The following is a 6259-nucleotide window of genomic DNA, read 5'->3' as shown; positions in this document are numbered from 1 at the left end:
GCACACACAATCCTTTTCGAAAGACTTTATTACCAACTTTCAAAGGCAAACCCGAGAACGATTTATCAATTTGATACGGATAAACCTGATTGAAAAAAGGAACTTGTGTGACAGAATCGGGAACAATTCCTGTCAATGGAACTGACCGGGCATTGACGGTTCTGATCGATGCCATTTCAACCTTGTGGATTGAGATCTGATCTCCCCAAGGCATCTTAATGGAAGCAGTAGAATTAGTATCTACAGTCACTTCACCTGAAAACTGAGAATTACCGATCAGTTTCACCTGACTTTGCAACGCTAGATTTGATTTCTCCTTGAGACGTTTTTTTTGAAGAACCAGTCCAACCACACGGTCCAGATTGATTTCACGTTCCTGTCCTTCATATTGAAAGAGCAAGCTCTTTTCATTCATGCCGACCACTTCACCTGTAACCCGATGGACATTGCCCTCTTTCGTTAATACATAGGCCGAATCTTCGGTATCAGATTCCCCCTTACGATCTGCACGCCAGTTTTTTTTCGCGTCTGACTGAACCTTCCACATCTCATGAATGGCTTCTTTTTTTAAGGGGACATCCAACTCTTTGTAAGATACTTGTATTTCAAAAAGAAAGCCACCTTTCGCAAAGCCCTTCAGCTTGCCTGTCAGTTTACCCTTTTGCGCAAAAGTAACATGCCAGCCAGACTTACTCTTTTCTACCGCCTGTTTGAATAATTCATTTGGATAAGATCCGACATATAACTTTGCCTTACTATTTTTATCCGTCTCGATGGAAAACGTATACTCTCCATCCTTGGGTATCTTAATTAGCGTGTCATAAACAATTCCGAAATTAATAGCGCTGCGTTTTGAAAGCAAAGCCAGACTCGGATTCGTTCCTCTTTTTTTTACTGGAATATATTTAAGATCGTGGCTGGATTTGACTTCTTCAGGAGGCTTCCATTCCATTAGTCGATATCCAACATTTTTCATTGTATTTTTCAGATTCAGTGGTAAACGATATCCTTCTTCATCAACTTTGTAGTCCTTGGTAGCGATTTTGCGAATTTCGACAGAGCTGTTATACAACAAACTATTCGGAATCTCTGCACTTTTCATATTCGGCCCCGACATCATGATCTTCAGCTTTGCTATTCCCACCGTATGAAAATAGGGTAGTACAAAACGGTGATAGCCTTTCCGAAGTTTTACCTTGCCTTTCCGCGGACCTTGTGCATAGCTGGGTTTCTCACCATCAATCAGTAACTGACAGACATCCTGAGGTTTGTCAGGTTGGATAAATTTGTAAGAGGTAATATCAAACAGGTTTATATTCTTCGTTGCACTATCGACTTCAACCGTCATCACTTTCGAATCGATCGACTTAATTTGGCCAATAATTTTTTTGCCATCATAGAGCACCACTTCATCTGCAACACTCGTAGATGAGAAAGCCAGACTTAACCCGCAAATGATTGCAGGAAAGAGAAAATGTAGCATTATTAAAGTTTTCTTTATTTCCATCATCTTACTTTTGTTTATCAGGAGTAGTCTTATTTTTGTCGACGGTTTGATTTCGGGCTAACCGGCGAAAATAATCTGCCAGAATATCTTCATATCCGGGAGGGAATCCTTCCGTGCGCGACTGTAGAATTTTCTCACGTTGTTTTGGTGTCAGGTCGGCCCAGTTGCGTCCTTTTTTATCAGGTGCTTTCAATTTTCCCTGACCGCCGGGGCCTTTTGACAATGTAGAAGAATTAGCAGGCCGTGTCGGATTTGAACCTGCAGCACCGCTTCCGCCTTTACATGACTTTTCCAACATCGTGATTAAAGTATCAAGACGTGTTATAATACGAGGTTGAGTTGTCTTAACTGGCTGTTTCGTCTGACCTTGATCAAAATCCTTGATCACAGACTTCACATCGGTCTGGATATTTTTGAACGGATCTTTTAACCAGGCGTCATTCCGTATCATCGCTAAATTATCTTTTTTTTTCGGCAGAAGAATTGGCACAGCTTTCCCAGGCACAGCCTGAGGCTTCTTTGCTTCGACTGATTTCTCATCGGCTTGTTCTGATATTTTGGCGCCGTTATCAGCACCGAGCATCAACTGCGCAGAGGGAACAAACCAGATTCCACAACACGTCAGTATTGTCATATAGGTATATATTTTTCGAATTCTCATAGAAACAAGCTGCATCATTCACCTCCTGCCAGACAATGCGGACAGGTCAAGCTGTGTAACCGTCCGGTGATTATATCGATTTCCTTTTGCCGAACTGTCAGTAAATCGATCCGTTCCTTAACCGCTGTTTCTGAGATCTTTTTCTGGTCGACCTGTTTGTCCAGATTTTCCGTTCGTTTATGTACTGATTGCTGCATCCATCGTAGCATTTTCACTTCAGCTAATAATTTATTCCGATTTCCTTTGCAGCCCTTACATTGACCGCCCCCTTGTTTATTCGAAGGACGCGAGGCTTCGATCATGGCATCGAGTAGCGCCTGTAAATCTTCTTCGATTTGTTGTTGATCTTTGATCATCTCTGCGTCGGCTTTACTATGAATTAAACCTTCGTTCACAAATTCCATCTGCTCGCGAACCGCTCCTAAAGCCACAGGGAGTACCAGGCTGAACTGAGTTAATTCGCAGAGTTCAATCGATTCTGAACAGAGATCGATAATTTTTTCTTCGGTTGCTGCCAATCGTCTGACAGCCACGAGAGCTTGTTTCTGCTTCTGCAAAACGCGAGCTTGCAGTTTTGTCGTGACATCACGGACTTGTCTCTGCTGCGTGATCATGTCCTGAATCTGATCCATGACCCGTTGACGTACGAGCGATTCTACTTCTTTACGAAGTTGTTCTTCAAGCTTTTTGATATCTAACTGGGCCTTACTGAGATTCTCAATCGCTTTTTTTTGTTCTGTTGAAGCAGGCTTGGGTTGTGACTCGCCTAGTTTCTTACAGGCACCTCCCATGCATTTGCCTGCACCCGAGAGGGATTTGCAAATTCCATTGGAAGCAGCCCCATATTCGCGCAGAAGCTGTTCCAGGGTTTCAGCAGACTTCTGATTCCGTTTTTCACTGGTCTCCAATGCTTGCAGATCTTTTTTGTTTTGCTTTTTATCCTTTTGATCCAGCGTATTCGAAAGTTGTAATTCTTCTTTTTTGAGAAGTTTACTTACAGTTTCGCGCGAGTTGATCAACTTTCGTAACTGTTCCAGCTTGAGTTCCAATCCGATATCCGCTGTTAACAACAGTTTTTTCAATTCTTCTAACAGAACCAGAATTTCTTTCTGTTCCTTGTTGGCCTGATCCAGTTTTAGACTATCCAGCATCTTTGATGCCTCGCCCATTCGATCAAGAATGAGTTGCTCGCGGGCTTTTCGTAAACCCAGCAGGAGTCGCGCCGCATCTTCCGGCTGCGATTCGCGAATGAGATTGGAAAGCCGAAACATGCGTTCTTCCAACTCCTGCATATGTGCCCGGGCTTTGTCCTGCTCAAACTGAATTCGTTGCTGGGGCGCGACTTTCCCGGTTGTCGTTTTCCCCGTTGACGTTTTCGAACTCGCTTTTGCGACGTCTGCTGATTTTTCTGCTGCATTGATTGAGAACAGCGTAGAAGTGAATGCCACGACTACCGCGAGTCCGATCAATGTCTGTATTTGCCTTTTTTGCATTTCCCTCACCTCCATAACAGGGGGTCATTGAAACCGACGAACTGGTTTCCTGAATTATTTATCGAAAATGGAATCAACCTGCTTCTTCTTCAGTTCTTCTGTTTTATCTTTGACAAGTTGCTCCAACTTAATCACCGCATTTAATTGGTTTACAACATCAATAAAACTATCCCATTGCGCCATTTTTTTGAGAATTTCATCTAATGACTTCACAATTTGGTCCTGACGCGATTCCATTGTCTCCGTCGAATCAGGGGTATCAGTTCTTAATGTTTCTAAAGACTGCCTTTGTCGCTCCATTTCCCGTTCATGCAGGTTCTGCAACGGTTTGAGTACGGTTTGTGAAATCAACTGATAGGTTTCTTCACCCCCCAATTGATTCAGTTTCATTTCTTCCACAGATCCATTTAAAGCATGGCTGACCTGTCCTACCTCACGGCGGACCAGCTGATGTTTCCGCATCCAATCAGCAGCCTGATCCAGACTGCTCGCCTGTTTTAAATCATCTCGTAATTGTTCTGCCTGATCTCTAGCCTTTCGCAAACGGGACCGCAATTGCTGCTGTCTCAATAGAATTTCACGAAATAGTTCCTCTGGTTTCACTATGCGAAAGACTAACTGTCGCGAACTCGTTTTCTGTCTTCCTGTATAACAATCATCCTCCGCATGGCTTTGAAAGGTAATCACTGCTCCCGGATTCAGTTTCATCTCAGAAATCGAAACCTGTTGCTCATGATCAATCACCGTTTCCACGGCGGGTTCAACCGGGCCATACACGGGATACTCTTTGTTCTTGTCTTTTTTCTCTGGAGTCTTGCTTTTGGTTTCCTTTACACCGGATTCTGTCTTCTCTGCTTCGTCTGATTTCTCTTTTGTCTCTGTTCCAGACAAAGGCAGATCTGATGTCATACCAACTTGACGAATTCCAAAATCATCACGGGCAATCATTGTGAAAGGAATGGTCGCTTTGGCAGTAATTCGTTGTCGTACTCCGGAATAGCGAAAACTCAATCGTGGACTACGATCAGGCTGCACTCCTATTGAAACAGGTCTTGGATGTGAATTGATTTCGTGTTCGGCAGAGTGCAACGTCAACTTAAAACTGACTGGTTTTTCATGCGTCCATCTCGCTTGAAAATGCTTACCATCTGTACTCTCCCATTGTAACGAAACGTCCTCAGAATCAACGTCAATCTGACTGACTTTGACATTTGTGGTTAATTGCATCGTCACTTCTGATTGAGGTAACAGTCTTACATTTCCCTCACTGGCAGAAAAATGTGACACAAATGGTTGCGAGAGACGAGGATGCGTCGCCTGGATCGTCAAATCAGTAATCCGTGGTCGATCGATGGGAACAATCTCGAACGGCTCGGACTCTCCATCTCCTCCCCAGGCATACGCTTTGTAAGGCAACTGCAAAGGTGGAATTTCATACCGAAAATCACCCGCCTGGAAACGGTTCATGGTAATCGTTTCACTTTCCCCGTCGTTACTTTCCAGATGTAACCAGACGCTTTCAGTTGTTCCTTCTTCATCTTCCGCATGAACCTGCAATGTCGCTGTTTCGCCTCGCGGTATGATCCACTGTCCATTTTTCAGGCCTACAACCGATAAATGAGTATTGCGGGGCCATGCCTCATTTGAACCTAATAGCCAGCGCTGGCTCCATAACCGAGCGGTTTCCGGAAATATGAAAATAAAACAGAGAGGAATTAGAAATGCTGCCAGCACAGCGAGTAAGCAATGCCTGGTATGCCTTGGATCGATCGAGTCCTGAAAGGGATACTGGCTGAGTTGCTGATAATTGTATTGCACGGCCTGTTCAATCATTGGCTGCGATTGTTCAACTTCTGAAAGATGCGCAGGCAATTGCAAGACACTGGCCACACGCGGTGCAATTGCCTGTTGAGGAGATACTTGCTTCGATTGATCAATCAGATTCGCGATTTCGATCGGTGAAAGTGCAATCCGTAACGGTAAAATCACATGTTGATAAATCAGGTAGCCAACAGTTCCCAGACCCAAAAGCAGACACAGGACGCGCGCCACGAAACTGAGTTCCAGCCACCAGTCAAACAGGAGAGATAAACAAGCCAATCCTAAAATGGCAACAAAAATCCGCGCCACCGCTTCCAAGAGAGTATGGCGGCGCAGAGAACTCCCCACGTTTTCCAGTTTCCCGGAAATCATATTTTGTAAACCTTCGAATTCACCCGGCCGCTCAACGCTCGACATAGACTTTTAACTCCAGTGACTCATTTTACAGAAGGCGACACCATTTCCTTAAAATCCACTCTGCTACCAGTAATCCAAAAATCAGGATATAAAATATTGGCGCATCCCAAATCTCTTGCCGTTCCTCAAGAAAACGGGAGACCTGTTTAATTTTAAATGCGTTGGGAATCTCGTTTGCATCAGAAATCTGATAAGCGCGGCCTCCAGTTGAAACTGCCATCATTTGTAAGAATGCTTCATCTAGAGCTGGATTTTCCAATTCCTTGTTCGGAAATTCGACTTTAATCGGCAGCGTGGCTGCTTTAACCCCGCATTTCCCAGATGACTTCCTTCGCTTTGGCATGCGATTTGCGCCAGACC

At 44.2% G+C, this 6259-nt stretch carries 5 protein-coding genes; all 5 read right to left on the bottom strand.

Translation table 11 applies throughout. The features are described from left to right. The coding region (locus tag Q0668_RS00755; protein WP_298858946.1) for a hypothetical protein at window positions 1–1483 on the bottom strand (1483 nt) is incomplete at its 3' end. 28 nt (window positions 1484–1511) lie between these two features. Next, a complete protein-coding gene (locus Q0668_RS00750) occupies window positions 1512–2186 on the bottom strand; it encodes a hypothetical protein (protein WP_298858944.1) in 675 nt (224 codons plus the stop codon). Continuing rightward, entirely contained in the window at window positions 2183–3661 is a 1479-nt protein-coding gene (locus Q0668_RS00745; protein WP_298858942.1) for a hypothetical protein, read from the bottom strand. The genes Q0668_RS00750 and Q0668_RS00745 overlap by 4 nt, the downstream gene beginning before the upstream one ends. A gap of 54 nt (window positions 3662–3715) precedes the next feature. Continuing rightward, a complete protein-coding gene (locus tag Q0668_RS00740) occupies window positions 3716–5899 on the bottom strand; it encodes a hypothetical protein (RefSeq protein ID WP_298858940.1) in 2184 nt (727 codons plus the stop codon). Window positions 5900–5924: 25 nt separating this feature from the next. Beyond that, window positions 5925–6259, bottom strand: a 335-nt coding sequence (locus tag Q0668_RS00735; RefSeq protein ID WP_298858938.1) for a hypothetical protein, incomplete at its 5' end; no start/stop codon positions are given.

This window comes from uncultured Gimesia sp. (assembly GCF_937910335.1).
In the GTDB taxonomy this organism is placed as follows: Bacteria; Planctomycetota; Planctomycetia; order Planctomycetales; family Planctomycetaceae; genus Gimesia.
The sequence above is the reverse complement of the archived record's forward strand: the minus strand, read 5'-3'. Positions and strand labels throughout refer to the sequence as shown.